The sequence below is a fragment of the Gordonia sp. AC31 genome (genome assembly GCF_031844505.1).
Taxonomy (GTDB): domain Bacteria; phylum Actinomycetota; class Actinomycetes; order Mycobacteriales; family Mycobacteriaceae; genus Gordonia; species Gordonia hongkongensis.
Window position 1 is genome coordinate 223,568 of sequence record NZ_JAUZVK010000008.1, and the last position, 21,415, is coordinate 244,982.

Sequence of the window (21,415 nt, forward strand, 5' to 3'; positions counted from 1 at the left end):
CTTGGTGTCGTGTGGTTGGGTGCCGCGCCCGGGCGCGCGTAACTAGCGTGGGTTCACCGGCGGTGGCATCTCCAGGCCGCAGCGCTGGATCTCGTACTCCGGCTCACGCTGGATGCGGTAGCTGTTGAAGATGAACGCCTGACGCAGGTTGTGCTTGAAGCGGTCGAAGGACCACGGCGCCTCGAACGAGGCGAACCGGTCCTTGGTCTCCGGGCACTGCAGCGCCACCTGGGCCTGACGGACCAGGTCCTCGTCGAGATAACCGGGCAGCACGGGGCGGCGCGGGTATGCCCCGGCCTCGGCGACGACCCACTCGCTCGGCAGGATCTTGTCGTGGCCGATGCGGCCGTCCTCGAGACGCTCGGTGTGTGCGGCGAGCGGGTACGCCAGACCCATCTGGTCGATGACGCGCACATCCAGCGGGGCGTTCATGCTCGTCATGCCGAGGTTGAGGAAGTAGACGGTCACCTGCCGCTCGGCACCCTTCGGCATCACGCCGGGAAGTTGCGCCACGTACCACTCGTCGTAGTTGAACGACGGCAGGATGACGCCGCCGTCCTCGCGGTACTCGTCGATCTTCTCGACCATCGCGCTCATGCGCGGATAGTCGAGGTAGTCCTCGGCCGTCACCGGGTTCTCGTTGCCCATGTTGGTGACGTAGAAGCGGCGCTCGTCGACGATGCCGCTGCGTCCGATGTCGATCCCCGCGTTCGGCAGCACGTTGGCGTGGGTGGAGACCGCCCACACGACGACGGTGATCCACATGGCGCTCATGGCGACCGCGCCGACCAGTTGGGCCCGCGCGCGCCGGCGGTCGGCGGGGTCGGGTGCGGTCACCGGTGGAGCGGCGTCGTCCACCGGGTCGGAGATCACGGACTCGGAGTCCGTCGACGGCCGGCGACGGAACGCCGCACCGACGTGGGCGGGAATCGTCACCGGCACGACCATCAAGGGCAACAGGGTGATGAAGATCGGAACGAGCAGCACCCGGCCGTGCATGAAGTCGCCGCCCTGACGCATCCAGTAGACGATCAGCACGATGCCGGCGAGGACCACGACGGTCACGACCGCGGTCGAGGACTGCAGCCGGCGCGACCATCCGGCGAGTCGCGACGGCCGGGTGTCCGTCGTCGAGTCGGCCGTTGCGTCACCCGAATCCGCGGTCGCGTCGGCACCGGTGGCGTCGGCCCTCGTCGACCGCATGCGGCCGCCGACGACCAGCAGCACCCCGGCCACCGCCGCCAGGACGACCGGCAGCACGAGCACGTAGGGGCCGAAGAGGTTGGTCAGGTAGGCGAAGCCCTGGTCCCACTTGGCACCGCTGGCGTCCTTCGCGACCGCGGGGTTGGGAACCAGCAGGGCGTAGTAGCCCATGCGGAAGATCTGGTAGCCGACCGGCAGGGTCCCCGCGACCACGACGACGCCCAGACGCATCTTCCAGCCGAGGGGCGCGAAGAACACCAGCAGCAGGACGAGGCCGCCGAGGATCGCCAGTTCGGGCCGGATCAGCGGCGCCAGACCGGCGGTGAAGGCGAGTACGAGCGTGGCCGCCGCGCTCCTGCGGCTCGTGCGCGGGCCGCGCCGCGCCCAGGCGACGAGCTGGCACCACAGGACGGCCGCCCAGAAGATGCAGAGTCCGTTCTCGAGCCCGCTCGTGGCGAAGTCGCGCGCGGGCGGAATGGCGATGTAGATGACCGCGCCGAACGGCAGCAGCAGGGTCCAGCCGTCGCCGGTGAGCCCGCCGATGCGTGTCCCGAACAGGCGCGCGCTGCCGTACATCGCGATCGGGATCGCGGCGACCGAGCACACCAGCGCCACCCAGAGCGCGACGTACTCGAGTTGACCGTCGGTGATCCACGCCCAGAACCACAGCAGGTAGGTCCAGGCGGTTGACGTGTTCGCCTCGACCCGCTCCCCGGCGTTGAAGACCGGACCGTTGCCGGCGAAGAGGTTGCGCAGCGTCCGCAGGACGATGAGCCCGTCGTCGGCGATCCACCGGCGCTGCCACGCACCGATAGCGAAGAACGTCGTGACGACGGCGGCCCCGACGACGAAACTGACGGCCGCGACCTTGGTGCGGCCGGTCGTCAGCGCCCGGAATCCGGTTGGCGATCCGTCAATTGACTGCATAGACCGCGACACCCACACACACCAGCCACGCCACGGCGAGCAGCTGCAGGACACGATCGCCGAGCGCGATCTCCTCGGGCTCGCCCGCGGCACCCCCGTCGACGTCGACGGCGTAGCGCAGGATCGCCACGGTGAACGGCACCATCGAGATGGCGTACGCGACGTTGGTGTCGTGGTCGGAGCCCTTGTCGAAGGCCCACAGGCCGTAGAAGATCACGACCGCGGTCGCCGACAGGGTCCACACGAAGCGCAGGTAGGTGGTCGTGTAGTACTCGAGGGCCTTGCGGATCTTGGCGCCCGTGCGTTCGGCGAGCTGGAGTTCGGCGTAGCGCTTACCGGCCGCCATGAAGAGCGACCCGAAGGCCATCACGAGCAGGAACCACTGCGACAGCACGATCTCGGCGGCCACACCACCGGCGATGGCGCGCAGCAGGAAGCCCGACGACACGATGCAGATGTCGATGACGGCCTGGTTCTTCAGGCCGAAGCAGTAGCCGAGCTGGATCACCAGGTAGATGGCGATGACGACGGCCGTCTGCCAGTTGGCGAGGAACGCGATGCCGATCGAGCCGACGAGGAGGACGACGGCGAGGACATAGGCCAGGGTCACCGGGACGACGCCGGCCGCGATCGGCCGGAACCGCTTGGTCGGGTGGTTGCGGTCGGACTCGACGTCCATCGCGTCGTTGACCAGGTAGATGCTCGACGCGGCGAGGCAGAAGGCGACGAAGGCGATACCGGCGGAGCCCAGCACCGAGACGTCGGTGATGTTGCCCGCGGCGAGCGGAGCGGCGAGCACCAGGACGTTCTTGACCCACTGCCGCGGCCGGACGGCCTTGATCAGCCCGGACGTCAGGTTCTTCGGCGGTCCGAGAACCTTCCCGTGCTCGATCGGCTCCTCGCTCATGCACTCTCCCTGTGTCGTGTCACCCGCGCGATGACGGGGGACGCGGCAAGACGCAGCGTCCCGCCGGGGACCGCGGCCGTCAGGCCGAGCCGGGCCAGGACGCGCGCCGCGCGGCGGGCACGTCCGGACTCCTGGTCATTCCGGGTGGGTTCGAGCAGCACCTTATCGCCCGCGATGACCGCCGCTGCGCTCGCGGCACCGATCGCGGCACCCGCGGTGACGTCGGTCGGGTAGTGCACGCCCAGCACCAGTCGGGACAGCAGCATCGGCGGGACCAGCACAGCGGGCAGCACCTTCGGGTCCCAGCCGGCGGCGCGGCCGATGAGGATCGCGGCCGCGGTGGTCGAGGTGGCGTGTGAGGACGGGAAACTCAGTTTGCTCGGCGTCGACACCCCGATGGCGATCGCCGGGTGTGCGGGCCGCGGGCGGCGCACGATCCGCTTGATGATCACCGACGCGGCGTGCGCGCCGAAGGCGCCCACTCCCGCCTCGAGCCAGAGCTGTTGCGCCCGTACGTCACCGCGGCGGCGGGCCAGGGCCCAACCGGTCCCCGAGATCGCGAGCCAGCCCAGCGCGTGCTCGCCCACGTGCGACAGTCCGCGCGCGGCCGGGCGGACGCCCGGGCGGGCGCCGAGCCCGGCCTGGATGGCGACCAGCGCCTTCTCCTCGCCGTTCAGGGGACGCGGGGTGTCGTCGGCCGGGACCTTCCCCGTCTCCGCACGGTCCTCCAGGACCGTGTCGCCCCCGCTGCCGATCACCGGACCATCAGATTCCGAAGACACCCGCCCAGCTCTCCTTCGACGTCAGGTCGCGGTGTGCGGACCTGTACTGCTGCTTCATCTCCGGGAACTTGTCCTGCAATTCCTTCACGAGGGCGAAATGTTCCCGGGCGAGCTCGATCATCTTCTCGCGGTCGCGCTGCCGGTAGACGACGCCGCGGCCGTCGGCGGTGGTGACCGTGACACCGTCGACCCGTCCGAGGGAGAACCATCGCGCCTCGATCGGTGGGAAGTTGGCCTGCGGCACCTCGTGATGCCGGGGATCGGCCGGGCGGACATTGTTCACCACCGCGGCGGTCAGCGCCTTGATCTTGCTGATCGGGTTCAGCGGTATCGAGGTCCCGAGATGCGTTGCCTCGCCCGAGGTCCGCGGCAGCTCGGTCGCCGAGGGGAGGACGACCGCGTCCGGATACTGCTTGCGCATCTGCGCGACCTTCGGCAGCGCGGTGGGCAGCAGACTGCGGATGTGATCGGGTCCGGCGAGGAAGTCCCGGATCGCCTCGTTCTGGATCGCGACCGTCGAATACTCCAGGCAGAGGAGGTGTTTCGCGGTCGCCTTGGTCATCGACCGGACGATCCCCTTGATGGGACCGTCGTGGTGGATCGAAGCGACGACGAGCCGGTTGCGCAGGTGGAAGTACGCCTGCCAGTCGATCGCGTCGTCCTTGTCGCTCCAGGCCATGTGCCAGATCGCGATACCCGGCACGGTGGCGGTGGGGTAACCGGCCTTCGACGCGCGGAGTGCGAACTCCCAGTCGTCCCACTTGATGAACAGGGGCATCGGGAGGCCGATCTGCTCCGCACATTCGCGCGGGATCATGCACATCCACCAACCGTTGCCCTCGACGTCGATCCGCCGGTGCAGGTTCTTCGAGTTCTCGCGGTCGCGCAGTGGGTGTTTGGAGAAGTTGTGGTCGTACTCGACGAACGGCGCCGCGGTCCACATGAAGGTGTCGCGCCGGATGACCTCACCCATGCAGTGGAGGTGACTGCGGTCCTGCAGGTTCAGCATCTGACCGCCGACGAGCATGGGCGCCTTCGCGAATCGCGACATGGCCAGCGCCCGCAGGATCGAGTCGGGTTCGATCGCGATGTCGTCGTCCATGTAGAGGACGTAGGGCGAGTCGGTGAGCCGCAGCGCCTCGTACATGATGCGCGCGTACCCGCCCGAGCCGCCGAGGTTGCCCTGGTCGAAGATGTGCAGCCGGTCGCCGAGAGCGGCCGCGGCCTCGGTGTACCCGGGTTCGTCGACGACCTTCTTGGTGCCCTGGTCGGGCATCATCACCGCGTCGATCACCTCGTCGACCATGGGGTCGGAGGTCAACGCGGCCAACGCGTTCACCGCGTCGGTGGGGCGGTTGAAGGTCGGGATGCCCACCGTGACGCGCTTGGTCTCCGCGTCCGGGGTCGGCGCCTCGATGGGCGCGTACCAACCGGCGGAGACGATCTCGGTGTCGGTGTCGGTGGTGACGTCGAACCAGATCCAGCCGCCGTCTTCGAAGGGGCCGAGGTCCAGCTCGAATTCGACTACGCCGCGGCCGGTTTCGTCGGTGTCGACGAGATCACCGCCGATGCCGATACGCGACCCGTCGATCTTGGAGCGGTACAGGTCGACGCGGCAGGTGCCGATCACCTCGACGCGGAGCACCACGGAGTCGAGGATGCTCCAGCGGCGCCAGTAGGCCGCGGCGAAGGCGTTGAAGTAGGTCTCGAAGCTCACCTCGGACTCGGCACCGAGGAGCACCGAGGTCCGGCTGGGGGCGTGCGCCCGGCGGTTGTTGCTCTCGGACTCCACGACGTACAGCGACCGGACGTCGAGGGGTTCGCCTGCGCGCGGGAAGATCACCCGCTGCAGAAGGGCTTTCGCCTTCGACGGCCCCACTCCGGCGTCGGGGATGTCGGAGTGGTTCACGGGAGTCACCGTCATCTATTCGGCTCCTGCGGGGTCGGCCACCAGCGGCGCACCATCACGCAGATGCGGTGCCAGGGTGTTGTCGAACATGGTGAGCGCACTCGCGATCGCCATGTGCATGTCGAGGTACTGATAGGTGCCCAGGCGACCACCGAACAACACTCCGGCACTTGCGGTCTCGGTGCGGGCGAGGTCACGGTAGGTGGTCAGCATCGCCCGGTCCTCGGGTGTGTTGATCGGGTAGTACGGCTCGTCGTCGTTCTCGGCGAACCGGCTGAACTCCCGCATGATGACCGTCTTGTCGTCGGGGTAGGAGTCCCGCTCGGGATGGAAATGTCGGAACTCGTGGATACGGGTGAACGGGACGTCGGCGTCGTTGTAGTTCATCACCGGTGTGCCCTGGAAGTCGCCGGTGTCGAGCACCTCGGTCTCGAAGTCGAGTGTGCGCCAGCCGAGTCGGCCGGCCGAGTATTCGAAGTACCGGTCCACGGGGCCGGTGTAGACGACCGGGGCGTCGGGACTGTCCGCGCGCAATTGCTCACGGACGTCGAACCAGTCGGTGGACAGGCGCACCTCGATGCGGTCGTCGGCCGCCATGTTCTCGAGCCACGCGGTGTAACCGTCGACCGGTAGACCCTCGTAGGTGTCGTTGAAGTAGCGGTTGTCGAAGGTGTAGCGGACCGGAAGCCGGGTGATGTTTCCCGCGGGCAGTTCCTTGGGATCGGTCTGCCACTGCTTGGCGGTGTAGTGCTTGATGAACGCCTCGTAGAGCGGGCGGCCGATCAGGCTGATCGCCTTCTCCTCGAGGTTGCGCGCCTCGGCGGTCTCGATCTCGCTGGCCTGCTCGGCGATCAGCTTCCGCGCCTCGTCGGGACTGAAGTAACGGCCGAAGAACTGGCTGACCAGCCCGAGGCCCATCGGGAACTGGTAGGCCTGCCCGTTGTGCAGGGCGAACACCCGGTGCTGGTAGCCGGTGAAGTCGGTGAACTGGTTGACGTACTCCCACACCCGCTCGTTGGAGGTGTGGAACAGGTGCGCCCCGTACTTGTGGATCTCGATGCCGGTCGTCGGCTCGGCCTCGGAGTACGCGTTGCCACCGAGGTGGTCGCGCCGATCGAGCACGAGGACCCGTTTGCCCAGCTGCGTCGCGGCCCGCTCGGCGACGGTGAGGCCGAAGAATCCGGAGCCGACGACGATCAGGTCATAGCTGCTACTGGTTGCCACGGGTCCTCAGGGTAACGGACCCTCCCTGAGTAATCTCCGAGCAACGTGGCCTGGCACGGAAGCCGGGTATTGTTTCGAACGTCGGCCTGTAGCCCCCGGGCCCCATCCTCTCCTGTGACCAGTTCGGGGTTTGAGTGACGCCGCTGTTCGTACGATCGCCCGACGACCGGGTGTCCCCGCAGGCTGAGGGGCTCCCCAGGGAACACCAGGCAACGGCTCCGATCGAGCGCATCGTCGTCGTGGTGCCCGTCCACAACGAGGCCGAGCGACTGCCCGCGTGCCTCGAAGCCCTGCAGGCCGCGGCCACGGCGGTGCCGATCCCCGTGGAGGTGATCGTGGTGCTCGACGCCTGCGACGACGACTCCGCGACGCTGGTCACGGACGAGTTGTCGACCGTGGTGGTCGATGTCCGCTGTGTCGGCGCGGCGCGCGGAGCCGGTTTCGCGTCCGTGGGTCCGTCGTCGTCGGAACCGGCCACCACGTGGTTCGCGACCACCGACGCCGATTCGACGGTTCCGCGCGACTGGCTCGCCGAGCATGTCGCCGCCGCGGCCGCGGGGGCGGACGCGTACGTGGGCACGGTCACCCCGGACGGTTTCGACGAGTGGCCGGCGGGAACCGACGAGATGTACCTGCGGGAGTACGACCCGTCCCCCGGGCACGGTCACGTCCACGGCGCCAATCTCGGCGTCCGCGCCTCGACCTACGCCGACGTCGGCGGTTTCCGCGAGCTCGACACCGACGAGGACGTCGATCTCGTCGACCGCCTGCATGCCGCGGGCGCGGTCATCGAACGGGGTGCGCACGCGCCGGTCCGCACCTCTACGCGACGCGACGGGCGCGCACGGCACGGCTTCGCGGGCTACCTGCGGCAACTGTCCGGGGCCCGGCCCGACGAGGTCGCCGGGTGACGCCCGCACGGGCACGCGCGATCGTCGGCGACCCGTCCTTCACGCTCCCCCGCCCGGGCGGCGGATGCACCCTCGACCGGTTCGCCGCCCTCGTCCGGGCCTGCTCCGACGACATCAGCACGGGTCGCCTCGTCGAGGCGCACGCCGACGCCGACGCCATCCTCGCCGAGATCTGCGACGGCGGCACCTCCCCGGGCGAGTTCTGGGGTGTATGGGCGGCCGAGACCCGCGGGAGCGGCGTCGACGCCCGCCGCGGCGCATACGGCTGGGAACTGAGCGGGACCAAGGAGTGGTGCTCCGGCGCGACGTCGTGCACCCACGCGCTGGTCACCGCGCGCACCGACACCGGCAACCGGTTGTTCGGCGTCGACCTCGGCCACCCGGGGGTGTCCGCGGACAGCTCCGGGTGGGCCAACGCGGGCATGCGCGACTCCGACACCGGGACCGTCACGTTCGACGCCGTGCCCGCCGACGCGATCGGCGAACCGGGCGCATACCTCGACCGGCCGGGATTCTGGCACGGCGGGATCGGGGTCGCGGCATGCTGGTTCGGCGGGGCCCGCAAGGTCGCGGCGCCGCTCTACCGCGCGGCCGCCCGTTCCGACGACCCGCTGCTGCTGATGCACGCCGGCGCGGTCGACGCCCATCTCGCGTCCGGTTGGGCGCATCTGCAGGCCGCGGCACGCGAGATCGACACCGACCCGGGCGCGCCGTCGAAACGACTCGCCTTCGCCGTGCGCTGGTCGGTCGAACAGGTCGCGACCGCGGTGATCGACCGGGTGGGACGCGCGCTCGGTCCCGGCCCGCTGTCCGCCGACGCCGGTCACGCGCAAGCCGTCGTCGATCTCACCGTCTACATCCGGCAGTCCCACGCCGATCGAGACCTCGCAGTACTCGGCGCTCTGACCGACGGCGTCCCACCCGGACCGGGATCGGCGGGTCCGTGACCGCCGACGGCTCCCCCTCGGCGCACCGCTTCGGCGCCACCCCCACCTCGGCGGAGGGAACTCCGGAATCGGAATGGCAGCGGTGGTTCGCCGCGCGGGGTCCGTGGCCCGACTTCGAGCCGGGCGTCCGGCGGCTCGTGGTCCTGGCCGCCCATCCCGACGACGAGGTACTCGGGGTCGGCGGGCTGATGGCGGCTGCCCACCGACGTGGCATCGAGGTCGTCGCGCTCTGCCTGTCCGACGGCTCGGCGTCGCACCCTGGTTCGCCCACGCTCTCGCCCACCGAGCTGGCGATCCGACGACGCGCCGAAGTGGACTCCGCGACATCGGTTCTGGGCATCGAACCGACGCGATGGTGCGGGCTCGGCGACGGCACGCTCGCCGACCACGAGGACGAGATCGAGGCCATCGTCGAGCACACCCTCGCCGAGCAGCCCGAGACCCCGACGGCCCTGCTGGCGGTGTGGGCGCACGACGGTCATCCCGACCACGAGGCCGTCGGACGGGGTGCCCGACGCGTCGGCGACCGATGTGGCGTCCCCGTCTGGATGTATCCGATCTGGATGTGGCACTGGGCCACACCCGACGATCCCCACATCCCGTGGGAGCGGATGCGGACCTTCGTCCTCGACGACGATCTCGAGGCCGCCAAACGAGAGGCCGTGCAGGCCTTCGACACCCAGATCCGCCCGCTGTCACCCGCCCCCGAAGACGCCACCGTCCTCGGACGGCACATCCTCGACCGCCTGCTCCGCGATCGGGAGTTCGTCTTCGTGTGAACTCAAGACGCTCACGACATCGGCATCGACGAGGGCCCGGGACGGCAACCGACACCGACGATCATCAGGACGGATGACATGGCCGACGACCACACCGCCGGGAGCCGAGAAAAGCTCGCCGACAACTATTTCCACGACATGTACCGAGACAGCGACGACCCCTGGGGCTTCACGTCGCGGTGGTACGAACAACGAAAGTACGCCCTCAGCCTGGCGGCCTTGAGCTCTCCCCGGTACGGGTCGGTGTTCGAGCCCGGCTGCTCGGTCGGCGTGCTCAGCGCGCAGTTGGCGACGCGCGCCGATCATCTGCTCTGCACGGACGTCAGTCCGCGCGCGGTGGAGCTCGCACGCGAGCGACTCGACGGCCACGACTCCGTCGAGGTGCGCGTCGGCGACATCGTCTCCGACTGGCCGCCCGGCCGGTTCGACCTGATCGTCCTCAGTGAGGTCCTCTATTACCTCGGTGACGCGGATCTCGACGAACTGATCACGCGGTTGCCGGAATGTCTGACCCCGACGGGCGAGGTGCTCGCGGTGCACTGGCGGTGGCGGGTCGAGGAGTACCCGCGAACCGGTGACGAGGTGCACGCCGCCCTGCGGTCGTCGGCGTTGCACCCGTCAGCGTCGTACTCGGACACGGACTTCTGCGTCGACGTGATGACTTCGTCACCCATCGGGTCGGTCGCGCAACGAGAAGGACTCGTCACCGTCGCGGACGCGCACCGTACGGCATAATGATCTCTTTGAACACCCGGGGGAGTTCGAAGCCCGCGCTTTGCTGTCGGTCCAGTCGAAGCGCTCTGAACAACGTCTCACGAGGAGGCAGGAGTGACCGAGTTGGCGGACTTCGGGGCTCAGATGACGCGCATCGCCGGCGAGATGCGCCGCGAGAGTGACGACACCGAAGCAGCGCTTCGTTCGATGACCAAATTCGCGGTCGACGCCATTCCGGGAGCCGAGTACGCGACCGTGACCCTCGTCGCGAACGGCACCATCGAGACGCCGGTGATGGTCGGCGACCTCGGCGGCCAGTCCGACAATCTGCAGCGAGAACTGGGCGAGGGCCCGTGCATCCGGGCCGCGGTCTCCGATCGCACCGTCTGGATCGACGACATGCGGACCGAGACGCGCTGGCCGAACTTCGCGGCTGCGGCAGCCGATCTCGGTATCCGGTCGATGGCCTGCTTCTACCTCTACATCGACGGCGATGACTCGGCCGCGCTGAATCTTCACAGCACCGAACCGGCGGCATTCACCGCCGAGGCCCGTCAACTCGGCGAGCTGTTCGCCGCGCACGCCGCGACCGCCTTCGGGGCCATCCAGGAGAAGCAGCAGCTGCGCGCCGCGCTCGGCTCGCGGGACATCATCGGCCAGGCCAAGGGCATGATCATGGAACGCTACAAGCTCGACGCGGGCGAGGCGTTCGCACTGCTCGCGCGCCTGTCACAGGACACCAACACCAAGCTCGTCGATGTCGCCGTCCAGATCGTGGAGGCCGGGCCGGAGCCCTGACCGATCAGCGGAAGGCGTCCCGCTTCGGGAACCCGAGCGCGGGGATGCCGCCGCGATCCTGGTAGCGCTCGAGCCCCTTGCCGACGAGGACCCGCGGTCCGGTGGCCGGGGTGAAGAACATCATCCCCTTCTCGAAGAGCTGGGTGACGCCCGCGGCGTCGGGGGTCAGGGTCGGCACACCGAGCGCCTGGCCCAGCGGTCCGGTGATCCCGCCCAGGTCAGCGAACCGTCCGTTCATCGCCGACGTCGCCATGTCGAGGAACTTCGACGATCCCGGCAGGATCTGTTCGGCGAGCTGGTTGAGGCTGCCGAAATCGATACCCCCAACGCCGGGCGACGCCGGGCCGGTGGGCGGTTTGACGATCCGCGGCGGCGAGGGCTGACCCTGGACCGCGAACCACGACGACTTCAGCTGCAGCTTGGTTCGAGCTTCCTCGCCACTCACCTCCGCGGTCCCGCCGGAGCCGACCGCGCGCACCTTGATCGCGCGTCCGTGTTCGGCGCCCAGGCCGTTGGCCTCGATGACCTCGAAGCTCCGCAGCGCACCGACTCCGAACGCCGATCCGATGCTGCCCGCGCTGACGGTGGCGGTCCAGTTGTGGTTGGGCGAGACCGTGTCGCCCTCGTCGACGACGGCCGGGAAACGTCCGCCGGCCGTGTAGCCGCCGGTCGACGCGGAGAACTCGGTGAAGGCCGGTTGACCGTTCTGCATCAGGATCTGGCCGGCGGTGGCGTCGGCGGCCGCGTTGGTCCGGCGGTCCTCGCCCGAGACACCGCCGTAGACCTGCGAATTCTGGGTGTCGTCGATCTTCTTGCCACCCGCGATCGCCGCAAGTGCGTAGGTGCGGGCCGCCACGGCCTGCGCCTGCAGCGCCGCCGCGCCGCCGGAGTCGCCCCAGGCGGGCAGGCTCTCGCGCGGGATGACGCCCTTGACGTAGTCGTCGATGTGGATGCGGTTCACCACGCGCCCGCCTTCGAGGCCCATGGCCCCGCGGTAGGCCTTGTTCGATCCGCAGAATTTGAGGAATTCACCGGCCGGGCGGTTGGGCGCCATGCTCAGGGGTTCGACGAAGGTGGCCGGCACCGACCGCACCACACCGCCGCCGCACCCGCTGCGGATGGTGGCCGTGCCCCCGGACAGGCTGACCGCCTGCCCGGGAGCCACCGTCTGACCACCGACTCGCATGCCGGCGTCCGCGTGCACATTCACCGAGCCCTGACCCGTGAGGGCCACCAGGATCTCGGGCCTGTCCACCTTCCCCGCGGTGGTGCCACCGTAGTAGTGGCGCAGGATCTGCTGTGCCGTCCAGCCCTTGCGGGCGTAGCCGTACGCTCCCCATTGCCCCATTCCGCGGCCGTGGCCATGACCGTGCCCGATCAGCGTCACCGTCGACCCGACCGAGAGCTCGACCTGTTCGGCCGATTCCGATGAGCTCGCGACAGCGAGTCCACCGGCCAGCAGTGCGGGCGCCAGCCCCGCCGCGGCCCAGGTCAACGCGCGGTTGCGGGCCCGTCCGGGCCGCGCACCGCTCGCCGGCCATCGCGGCAGAAGCCGTGTAGGTCGGGCTTTGGTCACTGCAGAACACATCCTTCGGTCGCGACGACACCAGCCGCGGGCGGCGAACTTCTGCACCGCTCGTAACGCCTGTGACTGATGTGACGATTGGGACTTAAGTGACCCTAGTGAACTCAGATGCCGATCACCAACCCGAGGGGATCACAACCGGATCACGAGTTGTCCGGGCCGCCGTGACCTCTGGCGCGGGGGTCAGGTCCCCGGATTCATTGCCACCTCATCGTCAAGCATCGACACATCAGCAGCCACATCCGTCACACATATAACAAGAACATCACGAGTTACCGATGCGCGGCGTGTGTCGCCGCCGTCGTCGATGCCTGACGGCGACGATGACCGCCGTACCGAGCACAGTCGACGACTTCGAAGTCCTGGTGGCTTCGACGCCGTCGGCTGCGCTGATGTCGACGGCTGAGCGGACCCGACCACACCCCGGAGCACCAGCGCCGCGGTCCGACCAACCTGCGAGGAGACCTGAGTGCGTTACCCCAGACCGAAACCTTCGATCGCGCTCGCCGCGATCGCCGCCGCGGTCGTCGCGAGCCCGTTCGTGGTGATCGCGAGCCAGTCCGAACCACAGTTGGTGGATAACAAGCAGACGGTCTCCAACACCGAGATCGAGCAGGTCCCGTTACGGGAACTGCCCGCCGCCATCGTCGACGTGGCGACGTCCGGCCTCGCCGCGGCGGGGGTCGAACTGCCGCCGATCGATCCGGACGCGTTCCCGCTGCCGGATCTGACGGTCCCGCTGCCGAAGGGTCTCGTACCGGGAGCCGGCTCATCGTCGAGCACCGATCCCTCTGCCCCGTCGGGATCACCGTCGAGGGAGTCATCGGCAGAATCGTCGCCGTCGGAATCCCCCTCGACAGAATCGTCACCGTCGGAAACCGGCTCGGAGACAACAGAACCCGCCGCCACCCCGACGACCGAGGCGCCCAGCAGCAGCGAGCGGTCGGCACCGTCGACGACGCGGGAACAGCCGGCGCCTCGAGATGACCGGGCACCGGGGACCCCGACCCGATCGAACCCGAGCAGCACGACCCCGGCGACACCCACGATGGCCGACGGCCGCGAGGTCGGGGCGGCGGTCACGCACATCGCGCGCGAGGCGCCGATCAAGATGGTGGCGTTCACCTGGGAGCGACCCGTGGACGTCGACCTCAAGCTGCGTGCGAAGAACCCCGACGGCAAGTGGGGACCGTGGACGGTCCTGGAGCAGATCACCCGCGGACAGGCACCCAGCGCGAAGAACCCGGTCGGTACCGAACCGGTCTGGGTGGGCGACGCACGTGAGGTGCAGGTCGCCGCGAGCAAGGACGGCCTCGCGATCCCGGCGGCGGAAACCCAGGGCGGCGATCTCGCCCAGCTGGCCGTCGGCACCGCGAGCACGGTGGTGACGGAGTTGGCCACGGTTGCCCTCAATGCGCTGAAGGCGACACTCATCAGCCCCGAGAGCCTGCTCGGCCTCGGCTCGTCGTTGCTCTCGCCGCTGACCGGCGGACCGCAGGTCGTGGCCCGCCAGGCGTGGGGCGCCGACGAGTCCATCCGCTGTTCGCAGCCGGTGTACTCGCCGCAGATGCGCGGTGCGATCGTGCACCACACGGCCGGCAGCAACGACTACACCCCGCAGCAGTCCGCGGAGATCGTCCGGGGCATCTACGCCTATCACGCACGCAGCTTGAACTGGTGCGACATCGGATACAACGTGCTCATCGACAAGTACGGCCAGATCTTCGAAGGCGCGTTCGGCGGACTCGACCGCAACGTCGAGGGCACGCACACCGGCGGGTTCAACAAGGAGACCCTCGGGGTGTCGATGATCGGCAACCTCGAGGAGGTGCCGCCGACCGCGGCGATGGTGTCGGCGACCGGCAAGTTCCTGCGCTGGCGCCTCGGCAAGGCCGGACTCAACCCGGCGGGCACGGCGACGCTGACCTCAGAGGGGTTCGCGGGCACCAAGTTCGCGGCGGGAACGCAGTCGAACCTGCCGGTCATCTCCGGGCACCGCGACTACAACAGCACCAGCTGTCCGGGAGTCCACGGCTATGCGGCGCTCACCGCGATCCGGGCGCTCGCCGGCGGCGCCCCGCCGGCACCCGAACCGACGCCGCCCGCCGATCCCGCAGCCCCGGCACCTCCGCCGGCCGCACCCGGCGCCCCCGCGCCGCCGGTCGAACCGGGTGCTCCCGCCCCGGTACCGCCGGCGGCCTGAGCCGGGTCCCGCGATTCGCGGGGACGGATCAGGTTCCGGCGAACCAACGCTCGAGCACCTTCGCGACGCCGTCGTCGTTGTTGCCCACGGTGACTTCATCGGCGGCGTCGAGTGCGGTCGGATGACCGTGTCCCATCGCGACCCCGTGGCCCGCCCAGGTGAGCATCTCGGCGTCGTTGGGCATGTCTCCGAACGCGATCACCGCATCGACGGGGAGTCCGGTGAGCTCGGCGAGGCGGGCGAGTCCCGACGCCTTGTGTGTGCCCGGTACGGACAGCTCGACGAGTCCGTTGTCGGTGGAGAAGGTCACCTGGGCGAGGTCGCCGACCATCGGCTCCAGACGACGAGCCATCTCGTCGGAGGCCATGCCCGGCTTACGGACGAGTAGTTTCACGGCCGGATCACCGAACACCTCGTCGTCACCGACCTCGACGTGGTCGGGGTTGAGCCATGCGTGTTCGTAGCCGGCGCTCGCGACGAACGGCGCGGTCGCGGCGTCGTGTGCGGAACGGCCCGCCCGCTCGGCCGCGATGCCGCATCCCGGGATCTGCTGGTAGGCGATCTCGCCGAGTTTGACCAGGGCGTCGGGTTCGAGAGTGGCCGACCACAGCACGCGGTCGTGCTCGGCGTCGTAGATGATGGCGCCGTTGGCGCACACCGCGTACCGGACGTACGCGTCGGTGCCGGCGAACTGGTCGGTGATCTCGGCGATCCAGCGCGGGGGTCGACCGGTGGCCAGCACGAATTCCGTACCGGCGGCGCGGGCGGCGGCGAGCACGGACAACGTGCGCGGGGAGACCCGGTTCTCGTCGTCGATGAGGGTTCCGTCCACGTCGCTGGCGATGAGTGTGGGTGGACCGAATGTCATCAGCGTCTGCTTTCTCTCGACCGTGATCTCTCGGCGGCTCGTCTCGCCCGCGCCTCGGCTTTGCGCAGCGCCTCATCGGCTTCGATCACCGCGGCTTCCTGAGGTGTCGGTGCCGAACCGCCCAGTCGCGACGGAACCCAGAACTCACCCGGCGGGTGGGGACCGTAGGCTTCCTGGACCTCGAGGAGCATCGAGTTCATGGTGTCGCGGAGCCTCAGGGTCTCACGCTCGGGGGACTCACCCGGAGCTGGGGTGAACGGCGGACCGAACCGGACATGCACCGGCAGCCGGCTCCGGCCGATGTTCCGCAGTCCGCCCTTCGTCCACTGGCGGTGGGCACCCCACACGATCGCCGGGATGATGGGCACCCCGGTCTCGGCGGCCATCCGGGCCGCGCCGCTCTTGAACTCCTTGAGCTCGAAGCTGCGGCTGATCGTCGCCTCCGGATAGACCGCGACGATGTGGCCGTCCCGCAGCCGACCGAGCGCGGCTCGATAGGCCTCGGCGCCGCGCGACCGGTCCACCGGGACGGTCTTGGTGTGGTTGACCAGGAACCGCATGATGGCGATATCCATGACCTCGGACTTGATGAGGAAACGGGTCCGGCGTCCGGCCCGTTGCACCCCGAGCGCGAGCGGCAGGAAGTCGACGTAGCCGGTGTGGTTGACGCACAGCACGGCGCCGCCGGAGTCGGGGATGTTCTCGATGCCGGTGAAGTGCAGGTCGAGGGCCTGCGCCCGGACGATCCCGTTGGCGATGAGCTCCAGGATCCGATACACCGGCTCACGGTGTCCGTGCCTGGCTGCGCTCATGCGTCCAGGTTAACGCCGCCTCACCGGCCGACAGTCGATCAGACGACCCCGGGGTCGTCCTTCCGCGGCTCGCGTTTGGCGGCACGTTCGGCCTGCTCCTGGGCGTCCATCCGGTTGGCCTCCTCGAGTGTCGGCGCCGAACCGCCGAGTCGGGCGGGGACCCAGAACTCACCCTTCGGGTGCTCCCCGTAGGCATCCTGCAGTTCGAGGAGTTTCACACTCATGACCTCGTGCAGCTTGGCCGTGAGGGCGTCGGCGCTGCCCGTGGCCTCGAGGGGCTCGCAGACGCCGATGGATATCTTGTACCCGGTGCGACCCAGCTGTTTGGGGTGCCCCTTGGTCCACACGCGCTGCGCCCCCCAGATCACCGTGGGGACGATCGGCGCACCGGACTCGATCGCCATGCGGGCGGCACCGGACTTGAAGGCCTTCAGCTCGAAGCTCCGGCTGATCGTCGCCTCGGGGTAGACCCCGACGAGCTCGCCGCGCCGGAGATACTCAACCGCGTTGCGGTAGCTGTCCGCACCCTGCGCGCGGTCGACGGGAATGTGCTTGAGCGAACGCATGATCGGACCGGAGATCTTGTTGTCGAAGACCTCCTTCTTCGCCATGAAGCGGACCTTGCGACGGCCCTGCAGGTAGGCCGGGATACCCGCGTAGGTGAAGTCCAGGTAGCCGGTGTGGTTGATCGCGACGACGCCGGGGCCGTCGGCCGGTACGTGTTCCACACCCGACACCTTGAACTTCAGACCTTCGGCCAGCCACAACAGGCGGGCGGCGGTGATCACGGTGTCGTACACGGGTTCCATGCGAGAGAGCTTAGCCACTGTCCCCGGAGCCCTCGCCGCCGTCGGCAGCCTGGTCGCCGTGACCGGCCGTTCATCACGACGGGACCCGTGAGACTCCTCACGGTGAGCATCCCGCGGGACTCATGGCCCACGCACCAGCACGGCACGGCTCGATACCCTGGACGTCTGTAGTGCCCTGCCGCGCAGCCCCGCGCACACCATGAAAGGCCCCTTCGTGCAGATCACCAGCATCGGTCATGCCGGTTTCCACATCCAGACCACCGCCGGATCGATCCTCTGCGACCCCTGGGTCAACCCGACGTACTTCGCCTCCTGGGTGCCCTTCCCGGACAACTCCGGACTCGACTGGAAGGCGCTCGGCGACTGCGATTACCTCTACGTCTCGCATCTGCACCGCGATCACTTCGACGAGCAGAACCTGCGCGAGAACGTGAACAAGGACGCCACCGTCCTGCTCCCCGACTACCCGGTGCCGGACCTGCGCCGCGAACTCGAGAAGCTCGGATTCTCCAAGTTCGTGGAGACCACCGACTCGGTCAAGACGACGGTCACGAACGACAAGGGTTCGCTGGACGTCATGATCATCGCGTTGCGGGCGCCCGCCGACGGCCCGATCGGCGACAGTGGACTCATCGTCTCCGACGGCGAGACGGTGTGCTTCAACATGAACGACGCCCGGCCGATCGACCTGGACGTCGTCGACGAGGCGTTCGGGCACGTCGACGTCCACCTGCTGCAGTACTCCGGCGCGATCTGGTACCCGATGGTCTACGACATCCCGCGGAAGTCCAAGGCCAACTTCGCCTCTCAGAAACGACAGCGCGGAATGGACCGTGCGCGTTCCTATATCGAGCAGGTCGGGGCGACGTGGGTGGTGCCGTCGGCCGGACCGCCGATGTTCCTCGACGAGGACCTGTTCTACCTCAACGACTTCGGGTCCGCGGACACCGCCGACGACACCTCGATCTTCCCCGACCAGGAGACCTTCCTGGAGCAGATGCGCATCCACGGCACCGACGACGGTGAGAAGCACCGCGGCCTGATGATGGTGTCGGGTTCCGTCGCAGAGTTCTCCGGTCCGGTCCTGAACGAGGTCACGCATCCCTACGCACCCGCCGACGTCTTCGGCGAGAACAAGCGCGCGTACCTCGAGCGCATGAAGGAGAAGTTCGCGCCGGTCATCGCCGCGGACAAGGCCACGTGGGCACCGGCCGAGGGCGAGCCCCTGCTGCCGGCGCTGCGGGACCTCTTCGAACCGATCATGCGACAGTCGGACCTCATCTGCGACGGCATCGGCTACCCCGTCGGGCTCGTCATGACGCCGGGCGGGGGCGCGGCCAACGACGCCACCGAGACGGTCGTCCTAGACTTCCCGAACCGCATCGTGCGTGAGCCGAAAGAAGGAGAGGGCAAGTACCGCTACGGATTCCGCATCGCCACCGAGCTGGTGCGGACCGTCCTGCGCGACGACGAGCCCGACTGGGTCAACACCATCTTCCTGTCGACGCGCTTCACCACCTGGCGGATCGGCGGGTACAACGAGTTCCTCTACACCTTCTTCAAATGCCTCACCGACGAGCGGATCGCCTACGCGGACGGGTGGTTCGCCGAGGCGCACGACGACTCGGCATCGATCACCAAGGACGGCTGGGAGATCCAGCGGCGGTGTCCGCACCTCAAGGCCGACCTCGGCAAGTTCGGGGTCATCGAGGGCGAGAAGCTGACCTGCAATCTGCACGGATGGCAGTGGGACCTGCCCACCGGACGCTGCCTGACGTCGAAGGGACACGACCTCCGCGCGTCCAGACTCGACTCGTAGCCGGATCGCCACCCCGATGACCTCCGAACGCACGTACGGTGGCCGTTCGGTGAGCGACCGCGCCGCCGAACGGCGGCAGCGTTTCCTCGACGCCGCGCTGGTCGAGTTCACCGGCACCGGCTACGCAAAGTCGTCGGTGACGTCGATCTGCCGGGTGGCCGGACTGTCTCGCCGGCAGTTCTACGCGGAGTTCACCGACCGCGAGGCACTGCTGGTCGCGCTGTACGACACCGTGCAGGGCGCCGCTCGCGTCGCCGTGGCAGAAGCATTGGCCGCCAGCCCTTCTCGGGATCTCCGCGACCTGAGCACGGCGGCGATGCGCGCCTACATGGAATCGGTGGGCACCGATCCCCGGCGCGCGGCGGTGTCGTTCGTCCAGATCGTCGGGGTGAGCCCCCGCGTCGAGCAGCACCGCCTCGACGGCCGTGAGGAATGGGTCGAGTTCTTCGTCGACGCCATGTCGGAGTTCGCCGATCGCCCCGCGACGCCGCGGCAGCGCCACCTCGCGATCGCATTCGTCGGGGCACTCACCGGCCTGGTCCATCGCTGGAGCGAATCGCCCGAACCCGGCACACTCGACGACGTCGTCGCGGTACTCGCCGACATCCTGCTCGCCTTCACCACGCTCTGAGACATTCGCCGCCCACCCCGGACGTTGTGTCCTCGGACACACCGGGTGTATGTTCTGCCGAAGTGTGAGACACCTCCGTCTCACTTTTCGGAAGGGTTGCCATGCGGGGATGGAAACGCCACGGATCACGGGGATTCGTGCGCTTGATGGTGGGATTCGGACTTGTGGCGCTCGTCGCCGGCGGGCCGTTCGGGCCGGTCACTGCCTCCGCGGAGCCGTCGTCGGTCCCGGTGGCGCCGGTGCTCCCGTTCCCGGTTCCGCCCGCGATCCCGGAGTTCGACACGGACTTCTACCTGCCACCGCAGGCGGTGGTCGCGGCCAAGAAACCCGGTGAGCTCATCGCCGCGCGACGAGTGCATGTCGCGGCCCTGTCGGTGATCCCGATCAACGTCGACGCCTGGCAGATCTCGTACCGATCGACCAACACCCGGGGCGAGCCGATCCCGGCCGTGGCGACACTGCTCAAACCGAAGGGCCGAGCGAAGCCCGGACCGTCGAAACTCGTGTCGTGGCAGTCCGCGGAGGACTCCACCGCGATGTACTGCGCGCCGTCGTATGCGTTGCAGCAGGGCTCCATTCCGGGACAACTGACCGGCTCGGTGGACTCGAGCCTCGAGGTCCTGCAGATCACCTCGCTGGTCGGCGCCGGATGGTCGGTTGTCATTCCCGACCATCAGGGCCCCGAATCCGCCTTCGCGGCAGGCCCTCTCGCGGGCCGAATCACCCTCGACGGAATCCGGGGCGCGCGGAACTTCGCGCCGTTGGGCCTCGAAGACGACCTGCGTGTGGGCCTGATGGGCTACTCCGGCGGGGCGATCGCCACGGGCTGGGCAGCCGAGCTGGCTTCGCGATACGCCCCGGAGCTGCCGATCGTCGGCGCTGCCGAAGGTGGCGTGCCCGCGGACATCCGCGCTCTGGTCGATCTCGCCGACAAGAACGCGGCGTCGGGCCTGATCATGGCCGGGATCATCGGGGTCAGCCGGGAGTACCCCGAACTCGACCGGTTCCTGCAGCGGCATATCAACCCACTCGGCAGAGCCCTGCTGGCGAGCAAGAATCCGCTGTGCCTCACCTACCAGGCGGCGCTCGCACCGTTCGTGAACATCAAGGGCCTGATCAACCTGCCGGGCGATCCGCTGGACTACCCCGTCCCACGAAAGGTATTGGCAAACCTCCGAATGGGCGGCTCGACACCTGAGTTCCCGATGTTCATCTATCAGTCGAACCCCGACTGGATCGCCCCTGTGGGCCCGGTCAACGAGTTGGTCCGCACCTACTGCGCCGATGGCGCGAGTGTGCGATACGTGCGCGACCACTTCAGCGAACACATCACCCTCGCCGTTGAGGGGTTTGCGCCGGCCATCGTGTGGATGCGGGATCGCCTGGACGGCAAACCGGCACAGACCGGTTGCACCACAAGCGATCAGGGATCGATGGCGCTCGACCCGGCGACGTGGCGCGCGTTCGTCAATCTGGTGGGCAACAATCTCGCCCTGGCCATCAATCAGCAGTTGGGGAATCCGCCGCGGGTGCCGTGACAGAGCCTCTCGAGGAGTGAGGGATTCGTACCGGATTCCGGTACGAATC

The 21,415-nt window shown here is 68.6% G+C and carries 18 protein-coding genes; 9 read left to right on the plus strand and 9 right to left on the minus strand.

Features of this window, described 5'->3' with window-relative positions; translation table 11 throughout:
• Window positions 1–42 precede the first annotated feature (42 nt).
• The 5 genes from zomB to glf are packed head-to-tail and all read right to left on the minus strand — an operon-like array spanning window position 43 to window position 6,952.
• On the minus strand, window positions 43–2,130 hold the full coding sequence (gene zomB, locus Q9R39_RS12385; RefSeq protein WP_058250934.1) for a flagellar motor control protein ZomB: 2,088 nt from the start codon (window positions 2,128–2,130) through the stop codon (window positions 43–45).
• A complete protein-coding gene (locus Q9R39_RS12390) occupies window positions 2,117–3,037 on the minus strand; it encodes a decaprenyl-phosphate phosphoribosyltransferase (RefSeq protein ID WP_058250933.1) in 921 nt (306 codons plus the stop codon). The genes zomB and Q9R39_RS12390 overlap by 14 nt, the downstream gene beginning before the upstream one ends.
• Window positions 3,034–3,819 (minus strand): phosphatase PAP2 family protein, encoded by a 786-nt coding sequence (locus tag Q9R39_RS12395; protein ID WP_396275665.1) that lies wholly within the window; start codon window positions 3,817–3,819, stop codon window positions 3,034–3,036. Before Q9R39_RS12395 ends, Q9R39_RS12390 begins: the two co-directional genes overlap by 4 nt.
• Window positions 3,803–5,743, minus strand: a complete 1,941-nt coding sequence (locus Q9R39_RS12400) for a glycosyltransferase (RefSeq protein ID WP_058250932.1) — start codon at window positions 5,741–5,743, stop codon at window positions 3,803–3,805. The genes Q9R39_RS12395 and Q9R39_RS12400 overlap by 17 nt, the downstream gene beginning before the upstream one ends.
• Window positions 5,744–6,952 carry a UDP-galactopyranose mutase gene (glf, locus tag Q9R39_RS12405; RefSeq protein WP_058250931.1) on the minus strand — a complete coding sequence of 403 codons (1,209 nt, stop codon included), beginning with the start codon at window positions 6,950–6,952 and terminating at the stop codon, window positions 5,744–5,746.
• A gap of 170 nt (window positions 6,953–7,122) precedes the next feature.
• Here glf and Q9R39_RS12410 point away from each other — a divergent pair, with 170 nt between their 5' ends.
• The 5 genes from Q9R39_RS12410 (at window position 7,123) to Q9R39_RS12430 (ending at window position 11,101) form a co-directional block, all read left to right on the plus strand.
• Complete coding sequence (locus Q9R39_RS12410; RefSeq protein ID WP_311277568.1) at window positions 7,123–7,863, plus strand: glycosyltransferase; 741 nt, start codon at window positions 7,123–7,125, stop codon at window positions 7,861–7,863.
• Complete coding sequence (locus Q9R39_RS12415) at window positions 7,860–8,810, plus strand: acyl-CoA dehydrogenase family protein (RefSeq protein WP_277244279.1); 951 nt, start codon at window positions 7,860–7,862, stop codon at window positions 8,808–8,810. The genes Q9R39_RS12410 and Q9R39_RS12415 overlap by 4 nt, the downstream gene beginning before the upstream one ends.
• Window positions 8,807–9,589 (plus strand): PIG-L deacetylase family protein, encoded by a 783-nt coding sequence (locus tag Q9R39_RS12420; RefSeq protein WP_058250929.1) that lies wholly within the window; start codon window positions 8,807–8,809, stop codon window positions 9,587–9,589. The genes Q9R39_RS12415 and Q9R39_RS12420 overlap by 4 nt, the downstream gene beginning before the upstream one ends.
• A gap of 78 nt (window positions 9,590–9,667) precedes the next feature.
• Complete coding sequence (locus tag Q9R39_RS12425; RefSeq protein ID WP_277244278.1) at window positions 9,668–10,324, plus strand: class I SAM-dependent methyltransferase; 657 nt, start codon at window positions 9,668–9,670, stop codon at window positions 10,322–10,324.
• Window positions 10,325–10,417: 93 nt separating this feature from the next.
• Window positions 10,418–11,101: a GAF and ANTAR domain-containing protein gene (locus Q9R39_RS12430; protein ID WP_082652882.1), complete on the plus strand. Its 684-nt coding sequence runs from the start codon at window positions 10,418–10,420 to the stop codon at window positions 11,099–11,101.
• Between the two features lie 4 nt (window positions 11,102–11,105).
• Here Q9R39_RS12430 and Q9R39_RS12435 read toward each other — a convergent pair whose 3' ends face one another.
• Complete coding sequence (locus Q9R39_RS12435; protein ID WP_249145316.1) at window positions 11,106–12,689, minus strand: SpoIID/LytB domain-containing protein; 1,584 nt, start codon at window positions 12,687–12,689, stop codon at window positions 11,106–11,108.
• 466 nt (window positions 12,690–13,155) lie between these two features.
• Here Q9R39_RS12435 and Q9R39_RS12440 point away from each other — a divergent pair, with 466 nt between their 5' ends.
• Window positions 13,156–14,889: an N-acetylmuramoyl-L-alanine amidase gene (locus Q9R39_RS12440; RefSeq protein WP_265968437.1), complete on the plus strand. Its 1,734-nt coding sequence runs from the start codon at window positions 13,156–13,158 to the stop codon at window positions 14,887–14,889.
• Window positions 14,890–14,917: 28 nt separating this feature from the next.
• On the opposite strand, the gene Q9R39_RS12445 is transcribed toward Q9R39_RS12440, so the two are convergent.
• The 3 genes from Q9R39_RS12445 to Q9R39_RS12455 are packed head-to-tail and all read right to left on the minus strand — an operon-like array spanning window position 14,918 to window position 17,378.
• The gene (locus Q9R39_RS12445; RefSeq protein ID WP_211539283.1) at window positions 14,918–15,757 is read right to left on the minus strand and encodes an HAD family hydrolase; all 840 of its coding nucleotides are present in this window, start codon (window positions 15,755–15,757) and stop codon (window positions 14,918–14,920) included.
• Window positions 15,757–16,569, minus strand: a complete 813-nt coding sequence (locus Q9R39_RS12450) for a lysophospholipid acyltransferase family protein (protein ID WP_311277569.1) — start codon at window positions 16,567–16,569, stop codon at window positions 15,757–15,759. The genes Q9R39_RS12445 and Q9R39_RS12450 overlap by 1 nt, the downstream gene beginning before the upstream one ends.
• Window positions 16,570–16,607: 38 nt before the next feature.
• Window positions 16,608–17,378: a 1-acyl-sn-glycerol-3-phosphate acyltransferase gene (locus tag Q9R39_RS12455; protein WP_265968440.1), complete on the minus strand. Its 771-nt coding sequence runs from the start codon at window positions 17,376–17,378 to the stop codon at window positions 16,608–16,610.
• Between the two features lie 214 nt (window positions 17,379–17,592).
• Between Q9R39_RS12455 and Q9R39_RS12460 the strand changes: the two genes are divergently transcribed.
• The 3 genes from Q9R39_RS12460 (at window position 17,593) to Q9R39_RS12470 (ending at window position 21,366) form a co-directional block, all read left to right on the plus strand.
• On the plus strand, window positions 17,593–19,197 hold the full coding sequence (locus Q9R39_RS12460) for a Rieske 2Fe-2S domain-containing protein (protein WP_211539281.1): 1,605 nt from the start codon (window positions 17,593–17,595) through the stop codon (window positions 19,195–19,197).
• 16 nt (window positions 19,198–19,213) lie between these two features.
• Window positions 19,214–19,828 carry a TetR/AcrR family transcriptional regulator gene (locus Q9R39_RS12465; RefSeq protein WP_211539280.1) on the plus strand — a complete coding sequence of 205 codons (615 nt, stop codon included), beginning with the start codon at window positions 19,214–19,216 and terminating at the stop codon, window positions 19,826–19,828.
• 101 nt (window positions 19,829–19,929) lie between these two features.
• The gene (locus Q9R39_RS12470) at window positions 19,930–21,366 is read left to right on the plus strand and encodes a lipase family protein (RefSeq protein WP_058250922.1); all 1,437 of its coding nucleotides are present in this window, start codon (window positions 19,930–19,932) and stop codon (window positions 21,364–21,366) included.
• Window positions 21,367–21,415: the final 49 nt, after the last annotated feature.

Bases quoted from the DNA above. Each gene is read 5' to 3' on its own strand.
- zomB (WP_058250934.1), bottom strand. From the start codon at position 2,130: ATGCAGTCAATTGACGGATCGCCAACCGGATTCCGGGCGCTGACGACC.
- Q9R39_RS12400 (WP_058250932.1), bottom strand. From the start codon at position 5,743: ATGACGGTGACTCCCGTGAACCACTCCGACATCCCCGACGCCGGAGTG.
- Q9R39_RS12425 (WP_277244278.1), top strand. From the start codon at position 9,668: ATGGCCGACGACCACACCGCCGGGAGCCGAGAAAAGCTCGCCGACAAC.
- Q9R39_RS12455 (WP_265968440.1), bottom strand. From the start codon at position 17,378: ATGGAACCCGTGTACGACACCGTGATCACCGCCGCCCGCCTGTTGTGG.
- Q9R39_RS12445 (WP_211539283.1), bottom strand. From the start codon at position 15,757: ATGACATTCGGTCCACCCACACTCATCGCCAGCGACGTGGACGGAACC.
- Q9R39_RS12450 (WP_311277569.1), bottom strand. From the start codon at position 16,569: ATGAGCGCAGCCAGGCACGGACACCGTGAGCCGGTGTATCGGATCCTG.
- Q9R39_RS12465 (WP_211539280.1), top strand. From the start codon at position 19,214: ATGACCTCCGAACGCACGTACGGTGGCCGTTCGGTGAGCGACCGCGCC.
- Q9R39_RS12435 (WP_249145316.1), bottom strand. From the start codon at position 12,689: ATGTGTTCTGCAGTGACCAAAGCCCGACCTACACGGCTTCTGCCGCGA.
- Q9R39_RS12390 (WP_058250933.1), bottom strand. From the start codon at position 3,037: ATGAGCGAGGAGCCGATCGAGCACGGGAAGGTTCTCGGACCGCCGAAG.
- Q9R39_RS12470 (WP_058250922.1), top strand. From the start codon at position 19,930: ATGCGGGGATGGAAACGCCACGGATCACGGGGATTCGTGCGCTTGATG.